11 protein-coding genes and 2 pseudogenes are annotated in these 20,430 nt (G+C 70.1%); 2 read left to right on the top strand and 11 right to left on the bottom strand.

What is annotated here, in order from left to right; translation table 11 throughout:
• Nucleotides 1–126 precede the first annotated feature (126 nt).
• The gene (locus AC5K6T_RS14550; protein ID WP_493209027.1) at nucleotides 127–1,071 is read right to left on the bottom strand and encodes a nitrilase-related carbon-nitrogen hydrolase; all 945 of its coding nucleotides are present in this window, start codon (nucleotides 1,069–1,071) and stop codon (nucleotides 127–129) included.
• A gap of 395 nt (nucleotides 1,072–1,466) precedes the next feature.
• On the opposite strand from AC5K6T_RS14550, the gene AC5K6T_RS14545 reads away from it, so the two are divergent.
• Nucleotides 1,467–2,462, top strand: a complete 996-nt coding sequence (locus AC5K6T_RS14545; RefSeq protein WP_493209025.1) for a LacI family DNA-binding transcriptional regulator — start codon at nucleotides 1,467–1,469, stop codon at nucleotides 2,460–2,462.
• A gap of 206 nt (nucleotides 2,463–2,668) precedes the next feature.
• On the opposite strand, the gene AC5K6T_RS14540 is transcribed toward AC5K6T_RS14545, so the two are convergent.
• The gene (locus tag AC5K6T_RS14540; protein WP_493209024.1) at nucleotides 2,669–3,235 is read right to left on the bottom strand and encodes a dihydrofolate reductase family protein; all 567 of its coding nucleotides are present in this window, start codon (nucleotides 3,233–3,235) and stop codon (nucleotides 2,669–2,671) included.
• Between the two features lie 370 nt (nucleotides 3,236–3,605).
• Between AC5K6T_RS14540 and AC5K6T_RS14535 the strand changes: the two are divergent.
• A pseudogene (locus AC5K6T_RS14535) lies at nucleotides 3,606–3,953 on the top strand (tyrosine-type recombinase/integrase); the annotation flags it as partial.
• Nucleotides 3,954–4,456: 503 nt separating this feature from the next.
• Here AC5K6T_RS14535 and AC5K6T_RS14530 read toward each other — a convergent pair.
• The 9 genes and pseudogenes from AC5K6T_RS14530 to AC5K6T_RS14490 form a co-directional block, all read right to left on the bottom strand.
• Entirely contained in the window at nucleotides 4,457–11,203 is a 6,747-nt protein-coding gene (locus AC5K6T_RS14530) for a polymorphic toxin-type HINT domain-containing protein (RefSeq protein WP_493209022.1), read from the bottom strand.
• Between the two features lie 210 nt (nucleotides 11,204–11,413).
• Complete coding sequence (locus tag AC5K6T_RS14525) at nucleotides 11,414–12,037, bottom strand: LamG domain-containing protein (RefSeq protein ID WP_493209020.1); 624 nt, start codon at nucleotides 12,035–12,037, stop codon at nucleotides 11,414–11,416.
• A pseudogene (locus AC5K6T_RS14520) lies at nucleotides 11,977–13,230 on the bottom strand (DNRLRE domain-containing protein); the annotation flags it as partial. The pseudogene AC5K6T_RS14520 and the gene AC5K6T_RS14525, both read right to left, overlap by 61 nt.
• Before the next feature lie 508 nt (nucleotides 13,231–13,738).
• The gene (locus AC5K6T_RS14515) at nucleotides 13,739–14,095 is read right to left on the bottom strand and encodes a cytochrome C oxidase subunit I (RefSeq protein WP_493209018.1); all 357 of its coding nucleotides are present in this window, start codon (nucleotides 14,093–14,095) and stop codon (nucleotides 13,739–13,741) included.
• 16 nt (nucleotides 14,096–14,111) lie between these two features.
• Complete coding sequence (ctaD, locus tag AC5K6T_RS14510; RefSeq protein ID WP_493209017.1) at nucleotides 14,112–15,812, bottom strand: aa3-type cytochrome oxidase subunit I; 1,701 nt, start codon at nucleotides 15,810–15,812, stop codon at nucleotides 14,112–14,114.
• Nucleotides 15,813–16,115: 303 nt separating this feature from the next.
• Nucleotides 16,116–17,060 (bottom strand): DUF1918 domain-containing protein, encoded by a 945-nt coding sequence (locus tag AC5K6T_RS14505; RefSeq protein WP_493209015.1) that lies wholly within the window; start codon nucleotides 17,058–17,060, stop codon nucleotides 16,116–16,118.
• 376 nt (nucleotides 17,061–17,436) lie between these two features.
• Entirely contained in the window at nucleotides 17,437–19,080 is a 1,644-nt protein-coding gene (locus tag AC5K6T_RS14500) for a DEAD/DEAH box helicase (protein ID WP_493209013.1), read from the bottom strand.
• 99 nt (nucleotides 19,081–19,179) lie between these two features.
• Complete coding sequence (locus tag AC5K6T_RS14495; protein ID WP_493209012.1) at nucleotides 19,180–19,383, bottom strand: cold-shock protein; 204 nt, start codon at nucleotides 19,381–19,383, stop codon at nucleotides 19,180–19,182.
• Nucleotides 19,384–19,685: 302 nt separating this feature from the next.
• On the bottom strand, nucleotides 19,686–20,375 hold the full coding sequence (locus AC5K6T_RS14490) for a gamma-glutamyl-gamma-aminobutyrate hydrolase family protein (RefSeq protein WP_493209010.1): 690 nt from the start codon (nucleotides 20,373–20,375) through the stop codon (nucleotides 19,686–19,688).
• Between the last annotated feature and the right edge of the window lie 55 nt (nucleotides 20,376–20,430).

Genomic DNA, 20,430 nt, shown 5'->3' with positions numbered 1-20,430 from the left:
CGGCCGGGGTGAGCGCGGGCACGTTCGCGCCCGTGCCCACGCCACGACGTCTCACCCCACGACGTCTCACCCCACGACGCTTCGCCCCGTGACCTCTCAGCCCATGACGACTCAGCCCGTGACCTCTCAGCCCGTGACGGTGAGCGGGGCGTACGCGTCGGGGCGGCGGGTGGCCAGGAACGGGAAGAGTTCCAGCCAGTCACGGCGCGCGTCCACGTCGAGGTCCGCGACGAGGACGGCCGGTTCGTCGCGCGGGGCCTGGACCAGGACCCGGCCGTACGGGTCGACGATGAACGAGCTGCCATAGAAGACGAGGCCGTTCTCGGCGCCGATGCGGTTGGGCACCACCATGAAGGTGGCGTTCGCGATGGCGTTGCCCGTGATCACCTTCTGCCAGAGCGGCTGGGTGTCGAAGCCGGGGTGGCCCGGCTCGGACCCGATCGCGGTCGGATAGACGAGTACGTCGGCGCCGGCCAGGGAGTAGGCGCGGGCCAGCTCCGGGAACCACTGGTCCCAGCAGGTCGGCAGCCCGATCCTCACCTCGTCGACCCGGACGGGGGCGAAGGCCTCGTCGCCGGGCGGGCCCTGCCGGAACCAGTGGTCCTCGTAGTAGCCCTCGGAGACGGGGATGTGCATCTTCCGGGTGCGGTGCGCGAGCGTGCCGTCGGGCGCGACGAGGATCGCGGTGTTGTAGCCGAGGCCGTCGTCCTCACCGCCCGGGGCGAGGGCCTTCTCGTACAGCGAGGCGTGGACGTACAGCCCGTACTCGCGGGCGGCCTCGGCGGCGAAGGCGAAGGTCGGGCCGGTCAGCAGGTCCTCGGGCGCGGCGGGCGCGGGGTGGTCGGCCTTGCGGACGACGGCGAAGTAGGGCGACAGCGTCAGCTCCTGCAGGCACACCACCCGCGCCCCCTCGGCGGCCGCGAGGCGGATGCCCTCGCGCAGGGCGGCCCGGTGCTCGGCCGGGTCGCTGTGCCAGCGCTGCTGTACGGCGGCCACGCGCAGCGGGGCGCGGCCGGCGGGACGGGTCCGGGCGGGAGAGGCCGGAGCGTTGTACGCGGTGATCAGACGCATGGGGACATCCAGGAGATCGCAGGGGACGAGGGACGACGGGACGGCTCGGTACGGTTTGGGATGGTTTGGGACGGCCCGGTGGGACGGCTCGGACAGGCTCAGGACGTCGGACGGGCTCGGACGGGTTGGGGCAGGGCGACCGGACCGGACGGGGTGACCGGGCCGGGACGGCAGACCGGTCCCACGCCCCTCCGGCCGACGGCCGGGGCGGCGCACCGGTCAGGACGACGGCTGCGCGTCGCGGCAGACGCCCCGCCCGACGGGTGGCGGCGGCACCACACCGCGCGGCACGACCGCACGGGCCGACGCCCTGCCGGAACGTTCCGGCAGAAGGGAATGTACCCACTGCCGGAACGTTCCGGCAAGACCCGGCTCGAACGTCTAGACTTCCGGACGTGACCGCCCGCCCCGTGACCCTCCTCGACGTCGCCCGCGCCTCGGGCGTCTCCAAGAGCACCGTCTCCGACGCCCTGCAGGGCTCCGGCCGCGTCGCCGAGGCGACCCGCGCGCACGTGAGGGAGGTGGCGGACCGGCTCGGCTACCGCCCGAACAGCGCCGCCCGCCGACTGCGTCGCGCCAGCACCGGGGCCGTCGGCCTGCACCTGCCGCAGACCGCCACGCGGCTCGACTACTACATGAACCTGGCCTTCGGGGTGGTCGCGCGGGCCCAGGAGGAAGGCCTCGACGTGGTCCTCCTCGCCCCGGCCGGCAGCACCCACGGCCCCTTGGCCTCACGCGTCGACGGGCTGCTGCTCATCGACCCCGAGGTCGGCGACCCGGCCGTGCCCGCGCTGCTCGACGCCGGTGTCCCCGTGGTCACGGGCGAGCGCTACCTCGGCCCCGCGCCGGTTCCCACCGGAGCGGTCGTGTGCGACAACTCCGCGTCCCTCGCCGCACTCCTCGACCACGTCCGCGACCGCGGGGCCCGCCGCCCCGCCCTCCTGGCCCCCGCGGACACCTCGGCCTGGGCGGCCGCCCTGCACGCCACGGCGCGGCAGTGGGGGCACGCCCGGGGCCTGCCCGTGGAGATCCGCACGGTCTCCTTCGCGGCGACCGCCCGCGAGACCGAGGAGGCCACCGCCGCACTCCTCGCCTCCGCCCCGGACACCGACGCGGTGATCTGTGCACCCGACGGAGCCGCCCCAGGAGTCGTGCACGCGGCCGCCTCCCTGGGCCGGAGGGTGGGCGAGGACTTCCTCGTCGCGTCCTGCGTGGACGGCACGGCCTGCCGCAGCGGCAACCCGCCCATCACGGCCGTCGACCTCCGCCCCACCGCATACGGCCGGGCCTGCGCGGACCTCCTCTGCGACATCCTCGCCGACCGCACCCCCCGGGACACCGTGCGCGCACACGAGTGGGCCCTGGACATCCGGGCGTCCACCAGCGGTTGACGCAACAGGCCACGGCACCGCAACGGGGGCTGCCGCTCAGCCATGACGCCGCCCCGCGCGGGTCAGCGGCCCTGCCGCCACACCGAGCCGCCACCGGCATCGGCCTCCCCGCACCCCGCCCCCTCGCAGCCGGACCGAAGCGAAACACCCCGACACCGGCACGCGCGGCACACGCACGGGGGCTGCCGCCTTCCGCCGCGAGTCGGCTACCGGAGCGGCACACGATAGCGAAGGCAGACGACTCCCGAACCGAGGACGCGGGTCTCGACGAGTTCGAGATCCACCCGGCGCTCGTCCCGGGCGAAGAACGGAACGCCGCCACCGACCAGCACCGGGTGGACCCTGGGCCGGTACTCGTCGATCAGCCCCAGCGCGGCCGCTCCGGCGGCGAGAGTCGCGCCGCCGATCGCGATGTCGCCCTCCCCCGGCTCCGCCCGCAACCGCCCGATCTCCTCGGCCAGTCCGCCGACCGCAAGGCGGGCATGGCCCCGCACCTCCGTCAGCGTCCTGGAGAACACCACCTTGGGCAGCGGCTTCCAGAGGGCGGCCCACTCGAGCATGGCGTCGTCGAGCGACGGGTCCTGGTCGGCGGTCTCCCAGTACAGCATCGTCTCGTACAGCCGCCGCCCCATCACATGGACGCCGACCTCGCGCAACTCGTCGGTGTAGAAGCGAAAGGCCTCCTCATCAGGAGCCGTCCATCCGAAGCCACCGTCCGGCCCGACGATGTACCCGTCGAGCGAGACACCCATCGAGCAGGTCACCTTCCGCATCGGCCGTCCTCTCGCCACCGGGTTCCACCGTACGGCCGCCGGACGCCGGAGCTCGCGGCTTCTGACCCGATCAGGTGACGATCCTCGACCAGAGAGGACAAGGCTGCTGGACTACTGGCCTGCCCCACCACCGACCACGGGCGCATTCCCGCCCCCGTCTCCGGAAGGACCCTGGTCGGCCGACCTCTCTGTCGATGTGAGCTACCGTCTCGCCGCGGCGCACAGCTGAGCCGATGTCAATCGCGGAGCCGACCGATCAAGCTCACCTCACTGCAGCGCTCTTATTGATCCGAAACTCTTGCTCTGCGGAGCCCGTTGCGGCATCGGAGCAGGTCGCAGCGTCGCATGAAGAAACCCGAAGAGTTCGGCTCAATATGTCTTCACCCGCCCGGACGGCGCTCCGGTCGAGGGGTCCACCCTCACCCGGCACTTCAACAACCTGCTCCGCCAGGCCAGACTCCGCCTCATCCGGTTCCACGATCTCCGTCACTCGGCGGCGACCCTCCTCCTGGAGCAGGGAGTGGAACTCGTCGTGATCAAGGAGCTGTTGGGCCACGCCCACATCGGCGTCACCGCCACCGTCTACGCCCACGTCCGGCTCCGCCTCCAACGCGACGCCATCGACCTCCTCGGCCACGCGCTCCGAAACCCCGCCGAGATCACCGGCAAGCCCAACGACGGCGACGAACCACCCCTCGTCGGAGCCCCTGTCCGCTGACGTTGCCGTCAACTACTGCCGTCAACCACCCCAGAAGCCCCGCCAGGACGCACCTGACGGGGCTTCAAATTTGCTGCAGCTATCCAGCAAAAGGGTTGCGGAATCGGGCAGAGTTCACAGACTCGGCCGCTTGCCAAAGTACGGTCTTACCACTCTGGCCAACTTGAACTGGATTGCACGCAGAGTCCGAATGCTCGACTCGTCGCTAAATCCTGTGGTTGTCGTCCATTCGCATCCCGAACCAGCAAGATCGCTAACGAAGACAATCTCTACGGCCAGCAATACGCGCGCCCAATCGACCGGGGCTATCGGAACGCTTTCTCCGAGTTCGGCACGCAACCTGCCGCATTGGTCGAGCAGATCCTGCACACCTTCGAACCCCATGCCAACAGCGAGCTCATCGCCGCATCGAGCCGGACCACCCCATTCCAGGAGTGCGCGCCGCAGCCAGGCGACCTCGTCCGCGGTGAGCAGGTCACTCGCCGCTACAGGAGTTTCAGGCATCAGTTCAACCCGTCCCAGTAATCGTCAATCGTCGTCGGATCTCGGCGGAAGATAGTACCGCCATCCGGATGCATCGGGTCGTGAATCACGATCGTGGACCCGTCCTTCCCCTGATACGCTCTCCGCCCGCCGCCCAGCGATTTCGTACGGGCCGGATTCTGCATCACGTCCCGGGCGAGGTCGCCAATATCCTTGGGCGAATGTCCCGGAAAGTCACCGGCATGCTTGCTTCCCGCGTGACCGTTACCGATGTCCGCAGCATCTTCGATGCGTTCCTCAGGGGTACACCAATCTGAATTGTGAACGAGGACCGGCGTCCGCCCAGCAAGTACATAGTACGTGTGCAGGTCGTCAACCGTGAGGTTGTACGTGGTGGCGTACAGAGTGTACGAGCGGTTGCCTGTGACGATGACCGTTTCGCCGTCATCGGTGAGGAGCGTCATCCCCGGGAGGAGATCACTGGCATCGACCCAGTCACGCTTTGAGGGTGACCAGAAGGGGTGCTCGTAGGTTGCCGTGAGCTTCTCTATGCCGTTCTCGGTGGCGATGGAAAGTTCGTTGAAGTGCTTGTCATCCTCGGTGATGATCAGATTCGTGACTTCGCGAGGCCCAGTTTCCCCGGTCTCCGGGTCGGTTGCGAGAACCTCGTCTCCGGGCTCGACATCTTCGATGTCTTTCGAACTGCCATCAGCCATCAGAACTTCCGTTCCGGCGAGGAAGCACTTCTTGCAGCCCTTGCGGAACTTGTCCAGCCAGTCCTTGAAGGCTTTAAGCCCCTTCTTCTTCACTGAATCGGGAACAAGTTTCAGCCATTTCCCCGCAGGAACGTCAGCCACAGTGGAAAGACAGTGCGAGTTTACACCGACATCATCCCAGCACTTCTTCCATTCCTGAATATTCGGCAGAAAGAAGCCAATGACTGCGAGAGCCTTTTCTTGTGACTCCGTGTCGTATTCTTTGAAAACAACCTCCTCCCCAGCTGACGGCAGGTCACTACCTATCGTATAGGTACTGTGGACGTCTCCCTCGGCGTCCAGGACAAATTTCGTCACTTTGTAGTGGTAGTTCCAAGTGCCATCGCCATTCGGGGTCATCCAATCCCGGCGGGTCGTATGAGAACTTTCCTCGTAGCATCCGAGTTCGCACTCGGTGATGGGGCGGAGCCCATCCGGGTCACTCATGGCGACCGGATTGTTGTTCGCGTAGGAATACCCGTTGATCTGCTGAGGATCTGCGGGGTCCAGGATCGGGTCGACGGATATGAATCTGCCGGTCTCGGGGTCGTACTCGCGGGCCCCGAGGTGGGTCAGGCCGGTGGTTGCGGTGTCGTCGGTGCCGCCGACGTAGCCCTTGGTGCCCGGCCAGACGCCGGTCGTGCTGCCGCGGGTGCCGCCGAACGGCAGGGTGCGGCGCTGGGACAGGCTCAGGTCGGACGTCTTGACCGCCAGTTGGCCGGTGCCGAGGTGGTCGGCGATGGTGACGGTGATCGAGCCGTCGTCGGACTGGACCGCCTGGCTGCCGTCGCCGAGGTCGATGTACCGGGTGGCCTTGGTCTTGGTGGCGCCCTTGGGCAGTACGACCTCGGCGTTGCCGACGTAGAGCGTGGTCTCGTTCGGTCCGCGGGCGATCAGCCGGTTGCCCTCGGTGTCGTAGACGTACTCGGTGACCTCGTCGGGCTTGCCCTCGACGGGCTGGGTGACCTTGCTGACGCGGCCCTCGGCGTCCCAGAGCAGCTTCTGGGTGGTGCCGCGGATCACGCGGTCGGTGGTGTTGCCGGTCTGGTCGTAGCGGTAGCTGGTCTTCGAGGCGCCGGAGGGCCCGGTCTCGTTGAACTCGGTGAGCGTGTGAGGCTGCGGCCCGCCGGCCGGCGGGTAGACGTAGCTCCGCTCGGTGTCCTTGGCGGTGTCGCCGCCGAGGTCGTGCCGGGTCTCAGCGGTGCGGTTGCCGACCTTGTCGTAGGCGTAGGAGTGCCAGTACGGCGCCACGCCGCCCAGTACGCCCGCGGAGGGGGTGGCCGAGCAGCTGGTGTCGCCTTCGGTCCACGCCTGGGTCAGGCGGCGCAGGTGGTCGTAGGTGAAGCACTGGGTGTCGGTGCCGTCGCGGGAGACGTCCGCGATCGACAGGATGTTGCCCGTCTGGTCGTAGCCGTAGGTGCTGTGCCGGTCGACTCCGGCGACGTCCTGCCGGTCGACGCGGGAGGTGGACAGGCGCTGGGTGCCCCACTCGTAGGTATTGGTGACCCAGGTCTTCCTTGAGCCGCTCGCGCTGGTCCCGTAGGCGTACTGCAGCGGCTTTCCGGTGAGGGAGTACGTCGTCTCGGACTTGAAGCCGTCACCGAGGAGCGACACCGGCCGCAGGGCCGAGTCGTAGGTGTAGGAGTACGAACCGCCGGGAAGCGAGCCGACCGCCGAGTAGGAGACACCCGCGACCAGGCCGGAGATGTGGTAGCTGGTGCTCGCCTGGTAGGTGCCGGCCAGGGCGCCCTCGGACGACGGGATCGTCACCGCGGTGCGCATGGGCCGGTACAGCTGGTCGTACATCGTGACCCGGCTCGTGTACGCGGCGCCGTTCACATATCGGGTGGCCGAGGTCAGCTGCCCCTTGGCACCGAAGATCGCGTCGTACGTCCAGGACGCGCGCAGGGGGCCGGAGGCGCCGGCGTCGCGCAGCTCGGTCTGCCGGCCGAGCTGGTCGTACACCCGGTACAGGACGCGGTCCTCGGCATCCCTCGTGGTGACGAGCCTGTTGCGCTCGTCGTACGTGCTCAGGGTGATGCCGTGATCGGGGTCGGTGACCTTGGTCTGGTTGCCGAGCAGGTCGTACTCGTACTCCCAGTTGTTGCCCGCGGGGTCGGTGACCCGGGACAGCCTGCCTGCAGGGGTGTACTTGTAGGTGGTGGCGTCGTAGGGAGCGGTCGCGCTGCGCGAGTGGTGCTGGCGCAGTTCGACGGCCTGCCCGCGGGCGTCGGTCAGGGTGGTGGTGGCGGTGCCGCCGGGCGGCGGGATCACGGTGGTCCGGTCGCCCGCGTAGAGGGTCGTGGTGGTGCCGAGGTCGGCGCCGCCGTCACCGTTGCCGGCCATCTGCCGGGTCGTGGTCTCGCGGTTCAGCCCGTCGTAGACGTGCCGGATCTGCGTCTCCACGCTCAGGGCGTCGGCGGGCTCGAACAGGCTCCGGTTGGGCGCGCCGGTGGTGTAGTAGGGAGCGAACTCCTTGCTGACGAGGCCGCGTTCGTCGTAGAACGTGTCGGCTGTCAGCCGTCCGCCGTCAGGCCCGATGCTCTGGGTCTGGCGGGCACGGAGGAGACCGTCGTAGAGGGTGTACGAGGCGATCTGGGCGCCGCCGTTGTTGAGGGTGAGGCTGCGTACGGCGGCCGGTTCGCCCTCCTCGATGAAGTAGTCGAACTCGTAGGACGGGGTCTGTCCGGTCTTCCGGTTGGGGAGCCACACCTTGTCCGCGCGGCCGAGCGCGTCATAGGTGAGGTTCGTGACCTTGCCGTTGGTGTCCTGCTCCTGGCTGGGCAGGCCGCGCAGGGGCTCCAGGGTGGTGACGGTCGACTGTGCGGAGGTGGCGTCGGACGCCTTGGCCCGGGGTGTCGTGGTGGTGACCGTGGTCGGGAACCCGGAGCCCGGAGAGTAGGCCACGGTGCTGGTCAGGCCGTCGGTACGCGTGGTGCGCACCGGCGTCCCGCTCTCGGTGGCGGTGACGTCCGCGGTCAGGTCGGTGGCCGACAGTGAGCGGCCGTAGAGGTCGAACGTGGTGCCGGACTCCCGGTAGGTGCCGGTGACGCCGTCGTGCCGGACGAGCGTGGCCGTACCGGTCACGTCGCCCTTGGTGGGTGCCGCGCCGTAGGCGCCGCCGTCGTACGCGTTGCGTACGTCGGAGATGACCTGCTTGGTCCGGTCGGGAGTGGTGCCGCAGGACACCGCGACGGTCTCCACCCGGGAGGTCCGGTTGAGGAGGTTGGCGCCGGTGTTGGCGGTGTAGGTGGTACGGGTGCAGCGGTCGTCGCTCGTCGTGGAGGTGTCGCCCCGGTCGTCGACCTGGACGACCCGGCCCGCGACCGTGTCGTACGTGGTGGCGACCGAGGTGGTACGCCACTTGCTGCCCGCTCCGTCGTCCAGCGAGACCCATGTCCGGGACTCGGCGGTGCCCGTGAAGTTGGCGGTCAGCGTGCCCCAGGCCCGTACCTTCTGCGCCGTCTGGTGGTACCAGGGCCGCTGGACGCTCTTCCCGAGGATCCTGCCACCCGGGCCGGAGTAGGTGACGGACTTGTAGGCGAAGCCCGCCGCGGACGCGTGGTCGGTGATGGGGTCGCCCTCGCCGGAGCCGAGGGTGACGCTGACGGACTTCGTGCCGCCGTTCTCGTTCAGCCGGTCGCCCTCCATGCCACGCAGGAAGTAGCTGTCCGACTGCGTCTTCATGGCGGCGGCCCCGCCCTGTCCGCCGGTCTTGACGCGGACGTGGCCGTAGCCGCGCCACTGCGACCAGGTCTTGTTCTTCTCCTTGGTCAGGCCGTCATCGTCGTCGTAGTGCCAGGCCGCGCCGTCGAGGTACTCGTAGGCGGTCACCGCGTCCGGCGCGCCGCCGGTGCGGTCGGTGGCGGTCACCGAGGTGACCACGTACTTGTTGAACCAGTGCTGTTCGGGCGCCTCGGTGTCCGAACCGCCCAGCAGCTGGGGGAAGCAGCGGGTGGTGTTGGTCTCCGGCTTCGGCAGGGAACCCGCGTTGCAGGCCGGAGCCGAGTAGTTGACGTCGATCTGCCCGCCGGCCTCGTCGGCGATCGTGGACAGACGTGCCTTGACGAAGGGCGCGTAGCCGTCGCCGGTCTTGTCCAGCCGGTTCTCCAGCTGGGTGTAGGCGAAGGTGGTCTTCGGGAGGGTGACGGAGGGTGATGCCGCGTGGCCGGTGTGCTGGACGGAGTCCAGCAGCAGCTGGTAGTCGACGTCGGCCTGGCCCCAGCGGTGGGCCAGCTTCCAGGAGTCGACCTTGTGGTAGGCCTCCCCGTCGAGGACCTGAGCGGTGACCTCGGTCAGTCGCTTGCGGGTCCAGAACGTCGGTGCGAAGCGGCCCTTGTCGCAGTCGGTACCGGCCTCGCAGTTCATGTCCCACGGCGTGTCGTACCAGTAGTACGAGTCCGTGGAGATCGATCCGCAGGTGGTCCGGGTGTCGGGGATGCAGCGTTCGGAGTTGGTGAACTCCATCTTGGCGAGCGGCTTGTCGTAGAAGGCGCGCAGTCCGTACTCGATGCGCTTGAGGTATCCGCCGCGCACGTACGGGGTGTCGTCGGCCGCCTTCAGGTTGCGGCCGTAGGAGTTGGTCTCCTTGCCGTAGTAGTAGGTCATCCGGTTGCCGTGCGTGTCGATGACGGCGTCCAGGTTCCAGCGCCAGGTCTGCTGGCACCATGAGGCGGCGAAGGTGCTGCCGTGGCACGGCTCGCCCTCGTCGTCTCCGAAGACGGGCACGGTCCACGACGAGTTCGTCTCGTCCTTGCCTGCGGCCCACCCGGAGGGGCGGTTGTAGCCGAAGTAGTAGCGGATGCCGTCGGGGGTGGTCACCCGCCAGTACTCGCCGTCGTTGTCGCCGTTGGCCAGCGTCGTGTTGCGGAAACGCCGGACGACGGTGCCGTCGTCGTTCTGCAGCCTGTACTCGTCGGCGGTCCCGGTGGGGACGAGTTCACCGCCCTTGCCGTCGAAGGCCAGGTAGGCGTTGTCGTAGCCCCAGCACAGGTCGCCGGGCTTGTTGACGCCGTCGTCGGCCTTCTGCCCGTCGTCGGCACACGGCTTGTAGCGTCGCTCGATGAATCCGGGTGAGAGCTCGAACCCGTCACCGGCCCACGACGACTGGTTGTTGGTGTTGCCGGTGCGGCCGTCGATCCGGCCGGAGGAGTACGACAGGCCCACGCGCGGAGCGAGTCCACCGGGCACATCGGGTGCCGGCATGTTGTACGACCAGCCGAAGTCACCGGTGTTGAGCCCGGTGCTCCACGTCGCGGACGCCGACAGGGGGCTCGCCTTGTAGTCGCCCGTCCTGCCCTCGTCCTCGGCGACCGCGGCCAGCACGGTGGGCGCGCTGCTGCGCACGGAGACGCTGCGGGCGGTGAGGGTCTGCGCCTCGGTGTCGTTCTCCGTGGCGACCGGAGCGGCCGTGCGGCACTTCGCCTTCTGCGGAGTGGCCAGTGCGCAGGAGGGCAGTTCCACCAGGGTGAGGCGGGAGGCGTAGCCGCCACCGAACGCCTCGGCGAAGTCCCCGTAGTCGAAGGTGGCACCCACCGTGCCCGTCGACGCCTTGTCTCTGGCTTCAAGGGTGAACAGCACACCCTCGACGCCTGCCTTCTCCGCCGCCCGGTGGCCGATGACCTCGGCCTTGATGCGGCCGCCGGTCGCGGACCTCGTGCGCTTCGCCGGGGTGTTCAGCCGGAGGGGCAGGTTCTTGGCCGTGACCGCCGGACCGGTCTGCGCGGCGGGTTCCTTCAGCGTGACGACGGCCGAACCCTCTTGCGGCCACTTCGTGTGCGGTGCCTGCCTGGGGGTGCGCGGGCCCTTCTCGACCGTGCGGGGCTTCACCTTCGCGCCGGACGTGCCCGTCACGGGCTTGTCCGGGTCGGACACCGCGGGCCGTCCCTTGCCGGCGGCTTCGGCGGCCGGTGCGATCGCCGTCGCCTGCAGCAGCGTGGCGACCATGACGACGGACGTACCCAGAGCGACTCTGCGCCCCAGTGATGCTGTTCTTCGCCTTGCGGTCGCCATGCGCCGCAGGACGGTTGCGCGCCGTGGGCGCGATCTGGCGTACATGGGGCATCTGCTCCTCATCAACGGGCGCCCGGCACTGGGCCGTCAGGCGCGGGACGGTGACAGAGATGAATCGGGGAGAGCGGCAACGGAGGTGACGGAGATGGAGGGAGACCGGGGAGTGGCGGAGTCCGGGGGTGCGCCCCCCCAACTCCCCCACTCGTCAGGTCACGTACTCGGGACTTCGGTCGGCACGTCGAAGTAGCTGGACGCCAGCTTTGCCACCTGACTGTCCGTCAGTGCACCTTGGAATGCCCACACGTCGTCCACCAGGCCGGGGAAGTACGAGCCGGCCGCCGATCCGGAGCCGGCTCGGCCGATCTGCAGGGAGGAGGCCTTGAACGCGAGCACGTTCTCCGACCAGGGCACCGCGTCCTCGCACGAGGGGTCGTCGGCTTCACCGTTGCCGTCCGCGTCCGTGCAGGACACTTCGCTCAGGTTGCCGTTGACATAGAGGCGGGCCTGCTTGGCGAAACCGTCGTAGACCAGGGCCAGGTGGTTCCACTGGCGGACGTCGTAGAACTCGGCGTTGTCCACCTCGACGACGGCGGCGTTGGTGTCGTTGCCGTCCGCCACGGTCAGTTGCCAGCGCCCGGGGTGGTTCCCCGTGGCATCGTCGTCCGGCACGAACCGCACGGTGAAGGCGCTCCGGCTGCTGCCTTCCGCGCCGGCCAGGGCGACGGCCTCACTCGGCAGGGCGGCCGCCTGCGCCCACGCGGTCAGGGTCTCGGCTGCGGCGGCGGGCGGTTGTACGTCACACGCAGGAACGCCTTGTCGGAGAACCGCTTCCACGCGTAGCCGTCGGTCTCACTGGCGGCCCGCAGCCCGAACGTCATCGTGGGTTCCCGGTCGTCGGCCGCCGCTTGCACCGCCGGCTTCACGTCGAACTCGGCGTCGGCCGCACTGCAGCCCGAGTAGCCGTAGGCGAAGGGCTCGGACGCCAGCTTCTTCGTCCAGAATCCCGACGCGTTCTGTGAGTTCCAGGTCGTGGTGGTGGAGATGTCCTTCGTCTCCCACAGTTCGACATGGCGGGCCGAACACGAGGCGGACCAGGTGTTGCGTACGACGAACTCCGCCGACAGGACGGTCTTTCCGGCGAACGCCGACACAGGGATCCGGTAGAAGAGTCGCTTGGTGTCGTTCGGCCGGCAGTAGCTCCAGTTGCAGAACCCCATGCCGGCGTCTGCGTCGCCGTTGAACTTCCACTGCGGCGACGACGCCCAGTACTTGGACGCCATCGTCCACGCCGCGGCACGCGGCGCGTACCACTGCGGGTCGATGAACACCGGGTACCGGGTGTCCTTGCCCTTCAGCAGGTCCTGGTCGGGGGTGAGCACCAGTTCGTCGTCCCCGGCCGGGACCTCCACACCGACCGGCGCCCTCCTGCCCGACTCGCCGGATCCGGGCCCGTCCGAGGGGCTGTCCGCAGCCGCCGCCCGGAGGCGCGACTTCGACGCTGTCGAGGACGCCCCGGTGCTGGAGTCCCACATCATCGGCTTCGGCGCTTCGAACACAGCGCCCCGGGCGCCGACGTCGACAGCCTCCAGACCGCCCTCGGGGGTCTGCTGGACGTCCATGCCGTCAGCAGCCAGCTTCATGCGCAGCTCGGACAGTTCGTCGCTCTGCGCCGCCTCGGCCGACTTGACGACGAGCAGTTGAGTGAACCCGTCCTGCTGCGCCCCCATCTGCAGATCCACGTCCGGAAGCACATTGCGGTACGTGGCGGTCGAACCCTCCAGGTCCGGCGCCGGGAGTTCACCGGGCCAGGACAGTGCGAGCCTGCGGCCCGCCTTGGTCATCGCCACCAAGGGCGTGTTCCCGCCACCGGAGAACTCCAGTTCGACGGCGGCCACCTTCGGGGCCACCGCCCCGTCCGCAGTCTCCGTCAGGTCCGTGTCGATCCGCTTCCACGCGCCGCCGACCCGGGCCCGGACCGGCCGCAGGTACTCCCGCGCCTCCAGATTCCCCTCCGGAGTCGCAAACACCTCACTGGTCGCACCCCGCAGGGAAGCGACCTCCACCGCCCGCCCGGAACGCCGGGCCGCGACCAGAGCCTCACGCTCGGAAGGAGCCGTCGCGTCAGACTGATCAGCAGTCAACTCCGTTGCAGGCGACCAGTTATGAGCAGAGATCGGCACCATACTCATGGCCAGGCCGGCTGCGATCATCACCCCCGTCGCCCGGCTGACGCCTCGCACGCGAGACCACACCCTGCACCACCCCCGTCACAGATCAAACATTTCGCAACGCGAAGGTAGCTGCCTCGTAAAGATTCGGCGATCACGGAAAGCGGGCAAAGCCGAACCATTCCCCGAGCGGGCGGAGTTGCCTTGATCACAGTCGGGCACGCTGCACGCCGCCCCAGCGCCCGCTCACGGCGGAGGTTGCGTCAGGGGCCGTTCCGAGCAGCCCAGATGGGGGCCGGCTCCACTCTCGCTCCACTCGGACGGCTCCCTGGCCGGCACGCCGGTGGCAAGCGGAGTGCGCGCCGGCTCATCTGGTGACCGGCCCCGTGGCGAGGGCGAGCCCGGCGAGGACGAGCGCGGCGCATGCGGTCACCGTCAGGCCGACGCAGCGCAGGCGGAGCCTGCGGTAGCGGTTCTCGTACTCGGACCGCAGCGAGTGACACCGGGCGGCGACGCGTTCGAGGTCCTTGCGCGCGTACTGGAGGCTGTCCGCGACGTAACGCTGCTGGATCTCCCGGCGCTGGGACGTGGTGAGCCACTCCAGGGGCAGCAGGAACGCCCGTGCCCGTCGTTCGGCCTCGGCGATCCTGGCCTGCCAGAGCAGGTATCCCTCGGCCTCCGCGGCGAGTTGTGCTCGGCTGTGCTGCGGGAGTGGCTCGCTCACATGCGCCCTCGGCTGCTCAGTGCCGCTGCCCGCGGGCCTCGGCCTCGATCATCGCGGTGTCGGGGTGGTGCAGGTCGAACGCCGGGGACTCGCTGCGGATCACCGGCAGCGTCTCGAAGTTGTGGCGCGGCGGCGGACAGGAGGTGACCCACTCCAGCGAGCGGCCGTAGCCCCACGGGTCGTCCACACCCACGGGCTTTCCGTAGCGTGCCGTCTTCCACACGTTGTAGAGGAACGGCAGCATCGACAGGCCGAGCAGGAAGGAACCGATCGTCGAGATGGTGTTCAGGGTGGTGAACCCGTCCGCCGCGAGGTAGTCGGCGTAGCGGCGCGGCATGCCCTCGACGCCCAGCCAGTGCTGGACCAGGAACGTGGTGTGGAAGCCGACGAACAGCGTCCAGAAGGTCATCTTCCCGAGGCGCTCGTCCAGCATCCGGCCGAACCACTTCGGCCACCAGAAGTGGAAGCCCGCGAACATCGCGAAGACGACCGTGCCGAACACCACGTAGTGGAAGTGCGCGACGACGAAGTACGAGTCGGAGACGTGGAAGTCCATCGGCGGCGAGGCCAGGATGACACCGGTCAGCCCGCCGAAGAGGAACGTCACGAGGAAGCCGGCGGACCACAGCATCGGTGTCTCGAACGACAGCGAGCCCTTCCACATGGTGCCGATCCAGTTGAAGAACTTCACTCCGGTCGGCACCGCGATGAGGAAGGACATGAAGGAGAAGAACGGCAGGAGCACGCCGCCCGTGACGTACATGTGGTGCGCCCACACCGTCACCGAGAGGCCGGAGATCGAGATGGTCGCGGCGATCAGGCCGGTGTAGCCGAACATCGGCTTGCGGGAGAAGACCGGGATGATCTCGCTGACGACGCCGAAGAACGGCAGCGCGATGATGTACACCTCCGGGTGGCCGAAGAACCAGAAGAGGTGCTGCCACAGCAGGGCACCGCCGTTGGCCGCGTCGAAGACGTGGGCGCCGAACTTGCGGTCCGCCTCCAGGGCCAGCAGGGCGGCCGCCAGCACCGGGAAGGCCAGCAGGACCAGGACACCGGTCAGCAGCACGTTCCAGACGAAGATCGGCATCCGGAACATCGTCATGCCCGGCGCGCGCATGCAGATGACCGTGGTGATGAAGTTGACCGAGCCGAGGATGGTGCCGAAGCCGGAGAAGACCAGCCCCATGATCCACAGGTCTGCGCCGACCCCGGGCGAGCGGACGAAGTCGGACAGCGGGGAGTAGGCGAACCAGCCGAAGCTGGCGGAGCCGTCCGGGGTGAGGAAGCCGGCGAGGGCGATCAGCGAGCCGAACAGGTAGAGCCAGTAGGCGAACATGTTCAGCCGTGGGAACGCCACGTCGGGCGCGCCGATCTGGAGCGGCATGATCCAGTTGGCGAAGCCGGCGAACAGCGGCGTCGCGAACATCAGCAGCATGACCGTGCCGTGCATGGTGAACATCTGGTTGTACTGCTCGTTGGAGATGATCTGCGTCCCCGGGCGGGCCAGTTCGGCCCGCATCACGAGCGCCATCACGCCGCCGACCAGGAACAACACGAACGACGTAGACAGGTAGAGCGTGCCGATCGTCTTGTGGTCGGTGGTGGTCAGCCACGTCACCACGACCTTGCCGGGGTGCCGGCGCCGGACGGGCAGTTCGTTCTCGTACGCGTCCTCTACCGGGCCTGCGCTCCCAGGTTCGTTGAGGGTGCTCACAGGTTGCTGCTCTCCCATGCGTGTGGCCGGACCGTTCCCCGGTCATCGTTCCGCCCGGGGCAGGGGTACGGGGGCAGCCGGAGCGCGACACGCGGGCCGGTACGTCGACGTCACCCCGACGCAGTAGCGGCGGGGAGAGAGGTGTCCGCGGGGAGGCGGCCGCGGCGGCGGCGCACGGCCCCGGACGGCGGGGGAGCGCGCCGTCCGGCCCGCCCCTGCCGCGCCGCTCCGCGGACCGTCCGGTCACTGCTCACGGGCGGTCCGGCCACCGCCTGTCTCCCGGGCCGTCCGCCGCCGTACGCCTCACGACTCGCCCGGTTGCTCCTCGGCAGGGCGGATCAGGCGTCCGGTGAGGCGGCTCGGCTCGATCATCACCCACATGTCGCGCTCGCCGCCCGCCCACGGGGTGGTGTGGGCGCGGTCGGTCAGTGTCCGCAGGGCGTCGGGCTCGGTGACGGCGCGTGCCGGTCCGACGGCCAGCACGCTCCAGCCCTGGCTCAGCACCCCGTCCACGTGGTCGACCTCGAAGGCGACCTCCGTTCCCGCGGCCAGCGCCGGGACCGAACCGGGTGCGGTCCGGAAGGCGATCTCCTCGTCGACGACCTCGTAGTTGACCGGGACCACGGCCGGGCCGTCCGGGGTGGTCACCGCGACCCGCCCCACACCGTGGGTGGACAGCAGCGCGCGGCACTCGTCGGGGCCGAGGCTCCGCATCTCGGGGTGCAGCAGTGCCGCGCTCTGGCCGGGCGCGAGATCGACGGCTCCGCCGCGCAGCTCGGAGACGCTGGTTCCCAGTGCGGCGGCCAGGCTGATCAGGCTCGCCATGCTGGGGTCGGCCGACTGCTCCTCCAGGTACGCCAGGTACTGCGGCGCCACTCCGGCACGGCGGGCCGTCTCGGCGCGGGTGAGGCCCTGCCGGGCGCGCGCGGCGGCGACACGGCGGCCGAGGTCCCCGGGTGCGGGCGCGGCCTCTCCGGGCTCCGGCACGTCGGCGCCGGCGCCGCCGGGGCGCCCCTCCGCCGCCGGGCCCCGACCGGAGGACGGGTGCGTCTCCGGTTCCCGCCCAAGGTGCCGGATGTGCGCGTCGGGCCCGGGAAAGACCAGCGACACCTCGTCGGTGTCCGACCAGCGCACGTCGTAGGGCGGCGTACCGTCCTCGTGGTGGAGCCCCACGATCTCGCCATCGCGCCTGGTGGCCCCGGTGGCCGGGCTTTCGACAACAAGTTGATCGCCGAGATGAGCTCGCATGATTCGCCACCGCTTCCTGAGGATGCCGCTCTCACCCCAACGTGCCACGCGCGGCCGGCGTTCGCGCGCGGGAGGGCGACAGCGACACGGGGACCGACCCGGCCACCGGCGAGGGCCGGCGTTCGCGCGCGGGAGGGCGACGGGGCCGATCCGTGGGGCCGTCCGGCGACCGGGTCCGGTCCGCTCGTGGGCGGGCGGCCGCGACCGCCCGCAGCGCGTCGGCGACCCCGGCGGGCAGGGGACGGTCGCACGGAGGGCGGCCGCTTCCCCGCACCGCCGTCACCGCCGTGCTTCCCCCGCAGCGGAGGACGGCTCCCCCCGCCGCGCGACCGGGTCCCGGGCTCGTGTCCGGGCTCGTGTCCGGGCCTGTGTCCGGCTACGAGGACTCGTCACCGGGGCGGGCCCCGTCCGGTGCGGCGCGGCCGGCGGAGCCGCGCCGTCCGCCGCGGCGGTCGGCGCCGCGCGCGCCCGCTCCGGCGGCCCTGCCCGCCGACCCGCCGGATCGCGCCCGACGGCCGGAGCCGCGTCCTCCGGTTCCTGCCGCGTCGCCGGACGCCGCGGCCCCTGCCGCGGCCCGGCGGTCGGGGTTGCGGCCCCCCGACCTGGCGGGAGCGTCAGCCACCGGTTCGCCGCCGCCGGGACGGCGTCGCCGGCCGGACCGCCGTCCGGGCTTGCCGTCGGACTTCCGGGGCGGGCGGGACGCCGCCGGTGCCGCCGGCTGGGGGACCTCGATGGTGACGGCCACGCCGGACGGCTCGCGGGCACCGGTGATGACGGCCAGCTCCGCCGAGCTCGACGTGACGCGGGACGTGCGGGGGCGGATGCCGGCGTCCGACATCAGCCGGGTGACGTCCCGTTTCTGGTCGGGCAGCACCAGTGTCACCACACTGCCGGAGCCGCCGGCGCGGGCCGTGCGGCCGCCCCGGTGGAGGTAGTCCTTGTGGTCGGTGGGGGGATCGACGTTCACGACGAGGTCGAGGTCGTCGATGTGTATCCCCCGCGCCGCGACGTTCGTCGCGACCAGGGCGGTGACCTGCCCGTTCTTGAACTGCTCCAGGGTCCGGTTCCGCTGCGGCTGGGAACGTCCCCCGTGCAGGGCGGCCGACCGGACACCGGCCGCCAGCAGCCGCTTGGCGAGCCGGTCGGCGGACCTCTTGGTGTCGAGGAAGAGGATGACCCGGCCGTCCCGGGCCGCGATGCGCGTGACGACGGCCTTCTTGTCGGTCTCGTCCGGCACATGGAGCACGTGGTGCTCCATCGTGGTCACCGCTCCGGCGGACGGGTCCACGGAGTGCACCACGGGATCGGTGAGATACCGCTGCACCAGGCGGTCGATGTTGCGGTCGAGGGTGGCCGAGAAGAGCATCCGCTGACCGTCGCGCCGTACGTGCTCGATGAGCCTGGTGATCTGCGGCAGGAAGCCCATGTCGGTCATCTGGTCGGCCTCGTCGAGCACCGTGATGCGTACGTCGTCCAGCACGCAGTCCCCGCGGTCGACGAGGTCGTTGAGCCTGCCGGGGCTGCCCACGACCACTTCCGCGCCGCGCCGCAGCGCGTCGGCCTGCCTGGTGAGGGAGAGTCCGCCGACCACGGTGGCCAGCCGGAGGTCGACCGCCGCCGCGTAGGGGGTCAGCGCCTCGGTCACCTGCTGGGCGAGCTCCCGGGTGGGCACGAGCACAAGGGCGAGCGGCGCCTTGGGCCTCGCCCGCAGTCCGGCCGTGCGGGCCAGGAGCGCCAGCCCGAAGGCGAGGGTCTTGCCGGAGCCCGTACGTCCCCGGCCCAGCACGTCACGGCCGGCGAGCGAGTTGGGCAGCGTGGCGGCCTGGATGGGGAAGGGCGTGGTCACGCCCTGCGCGGTGAGCGTCTTGAGCAGCCCCGCGGGCATGTCCAGGGCGGCGAAGTCCTCGACTGCGGGGAGTGCGGGTGTCGTGTTCTCCGGCAGCCGGAATTCCCTCGGCGCGGGCACGGACGACGGGGGTGACGAGGCGCGCCGGTTCGGCTTCTGGGATCTGCGGGACATGCAGGGGGTCTGCCTTTCTGGGAACAGCTCGGAAACAGCACAAACCGGGGTCCGCACCATGACGGTGCGGACCCCGGTGAGCGGATTCGCGTCCGGCGATCAGGCGGGGACGATGTTCTCCGCCTGCGGGCCCTTCTGGCCCTGCGTGACGTCGAAGGTGACCCGCTGGCCTTCCAGCAGCTCACGGAAGCCCTGCGTGGCGATGTTCGAGTAGTGGGCGAAGACGTCGGGGCCGCCGCCGTCCTGCTGGATGAAGCCGAAACCCTTTTCGGCGTTGAACCACTTCACGGTTCCCTGTGCCATGGCAATCTCCTTCTGTAGGCAGAGGCCCCATCCGGAGATCCGGAAAACAGATGCGCCCGAGGGAGAAACATTCCCGTCGGGCGCACATAAGTTTCATGGGTACCACAACTGCAACACCGAAACCGTAGCACAGGCGGAGGGCCCCGGCATGGCCGACGACACGCGCCGACGTCCTGCCGGTCCCGTCCCCCGGCCATGCCGCGCGACTCCGTCCGGGCCGCGGCCGGACACCGCCGCCGGACCCCGCGGCCGAAGACCGCGGCCGAAGACCGCGACCGAAAACCGTGTCGGGAGTTCGGGAGTTACGGCCGCGTCGTCGCCGCCGCCTCCACCAGACCCCGCATCACCCGCAGGTCCTCCCCCATCTCCGGATGCCACTGGACGCCGAGGACCCAGGCCGGAGCGGGGAGTTCCACGGCCTCGACCGTGCCGTCGGTGGCGTGGGCGGAGGCGACGAGGCCCTCACCGAGGACGTCCACGCACTGGTGGTGGTAGGTGGGGACGGCGGCCTCCTCCGGCACCAGGGCGGCGTACCGGGTGCCGGGCACCGCGGTGACCGGATGGCTGCCCATGACGCCGACGGCCTCGGTGTGGCCGTCGAGGTGCTGGACCAGGGTGCCGCCGAGGGCGACGTTCAGCAGCTGCATCCCCCGGCAGATGCCGAGCAGCGGCGTGCCGGCGTCCAGGGCGGCGCGGATCAGGGCCAGCTCCCAGGCGTCCCGGGCGGCCGCGGGCGGGCCGGTCCGGGGGTCGGGGGCGGCACCGTACCGGGCCGGCTCGACGTCGGCGCCGCCCGCGATCACCAGGGCGTCGAGCCGGGCCACCGTGTCGGCGGCCGCGCCCGGCGCGTCCGGGGGCAGCATGACCGCCAGACCGCCGCTCGCCCGGACCAGCTCGGGGTAGGCGGCCGGCAGCAGCGCGGCCGGCAGGTCCCACACGCCCCAGCGGGCCTGGTCGAGGTAGGTCGTCACGCCGATGAGCGGCTTGGACACGGAATCCTCCGGAATCCGATACGGGTGCGGACACGAGTACGGGCAGGTACAGGCA

It is taken from the genome of Streptomyces sp. B8-7, from assembly GCF_058833805.1.
Note: the sequence above shows the minus strand (reverse complement) of the source record. Positions and strands in the feature narration are given on the sequence as shown.

Bases quoted from the DNA above. Each gene is read 5' to 3' on its own strand.
- AC5K6T_RS14550 (WP_493209027.1), bottom strand. From the start codon at position 1,071: ATGCGTCTGATCACCGCGTACAACGCTCCGGCCTCTCCCGCCCGGACC.
- AC5K6T_RS14540 (WP_493209024.1), bottom strand. From the start codon at position 3,235: ATGCGGAAGGTGACCTGCTCGATGGGTGTCTCGCTCGACGGGTACATC.
- AC5K6T_RS14530 (WP_493209022.1), bottom strand. From the start codon at position 11,203: ATGGCGACCGCAAGGCGAAGAACAGCATCACTGGGGCGCAGAGTCGCT.
- AC5K6T_RS14505 (WP_493209015.1), bottom strand. From the start codon at position 17,060: ATGCGAGCTCATCTCGGCGATCAACTTGTTGTCGAAAGCCCGGCCACC.
- AC5K6T_RS14500 (WP_493209013.1), bottom strand. From the start codon at position 19,080: ATGTCCCGCAGATCCCAGAAGCCGAACCGGCGCGCCTCGTCACCCCCG.
- AC5K6T_RS14495 (WP_493209012.1), bottom strand. From the start codon at position 19,383: ATGGCACAGGGAACCGTGAAGTGGTTCAACGCCGAAAAGGGTTTCGGC.